Here is a 1,346-nt window from a genome sequence, read left to right on the forward strand (position 1 = left end):
TAGAATGATATAATCGTATTCTGTGTCCACAAGTGACTCCATAAATGTAGTTACAAACAATTCTTTGTTTTGAATCTCAGGGAATTGAGCTAAGTTATAACCTGATGGAAAAGCCAGAAAATCCATCTTATCGTGTAATTTTTGCATCAACCTTGGATTCACTTTTTTCTCTAGCAAATCTTGCTTCGTACAAATATACTGCAAGAGATTGTATTCATTTTCTTTTCTTACAAGCTCTAGCATGTTCTTACTCTCATGGCTAAGACCAGTTGTAACCGCAAAGCTTGGTCTTACTTGGTCCGCTTCTACATAAAGCACCTTTTTCCCTAAATGAGCCAATTCATTCGCCATCGTAATACTTAACGAGCTTTTTCCTACGTTTTCATTTGTGGCATAAAAGGCAATGATTCTTACTTGCCGATCCATCTGAAAAACTCCTTTCTTACTTAGATTCGCTCAGATACTGAGATACATACTCTTTTACATTTTTAGAAATTGGATTGGTCGAATGCTTCTCTACATAGTCTAAAATGTTCTTTTGATCAGATATTTGCGAGAATCCTTCAGCAGGTTCTAGCTCTTTCCCTGTTTGTTCTACCTTTTGTCCAACTGCAACAGGAATTACATCTCCAAGTGTTTTTGCACGGTTTAAGTATTGAAGCTGTTCAGGTGAAACAGCCAGTGTATATAATCGCGTTACCTTTGGCTTTTGTTTTCCTTCTTGTTCCTCTTTTGATTCTTTCTTTTCTAGCACGAAGGCATCTTCCGTATTGCTATCTTTTGCAGCAGTCACACGTACACGTTGGAAAAGACCTCCGAATACAACCTTCTCATTGTCCCCTTCTTTTACAACCTGTTTGAAATACAAGTCCACATACGTGTTTGGAATAATACTATTCCCTGAACTTGTTTCCAAATCAACGAGTAACGGAAAAGCAACTTCCCCATCTTTCAAATTTAAAATGGAAGAGTCAGGTAAATCCTCTTTCTTTACTACTTTGTTTTTAAAGAGATAGCTATTTTCTGTAATGGGCTGCCCATCATTTGTCCACTTTCCTACAACATCTTTTTTGTTTACACGTAATGCATTTGGTGGAATGGCATCACCAGGTAATGTTCGTTCCACTAGCATTTCTTCTTTAATTTCTGTATGCGCAGGTATATCCTTTGCGGCTACAACAATCTTTGTTGGTTTTACAGCATTTTCTACCGCGAAATGATTATATCCATAGATCCCCGCTACTGTTGCAGCAGCTAAACCTACCGCAGCAATCTGCTTCTTTTGAAACTTAGATGGCTTCAATGTTTGTATTCCTCCTTATGTAGCCTTTAAACGCAAAAAAAGG

At 37.6% G+C, this 1,346-nt stretch carries 2 protein-coding genes; both read right to left on the minus strand.

Annotation, left to right across the window (positions count from 1 at the left end; all coding sequences use genetic code 11):
- Positions 1-426: AAA family ATPase (locus ACS2CR_RS34140; RefSeq protein WP_242300490.1), on the minus strand; the 426-nt coding region annotated here is incomplete at its 3' end.
- A gap of 16 nt (positions 427-442) precedes the next feature.
- Positions 443-1,303, minus strand: coding sequence for a Flp pilus assembly protein CpaB (cpaB, locus tag ACS2CR_RS34145; RefSeq protein ID WP_060852765.1), 861 nt, complete (start codon positions 1,301-1,303; stop codon positions 443-445).
- Positions 1,304-1,346 lie beyond the last annotated feature (43 nt).

Source organism: Bacillus cereus group sp. BceL291 (assembly GCF_051776705.1).
Classification (GTDB): Bacteria; Bacillota; Bacilli; order Bacillales; family Bacillaceae_G; genus Bacillus_A; species Bacillus_A cereus.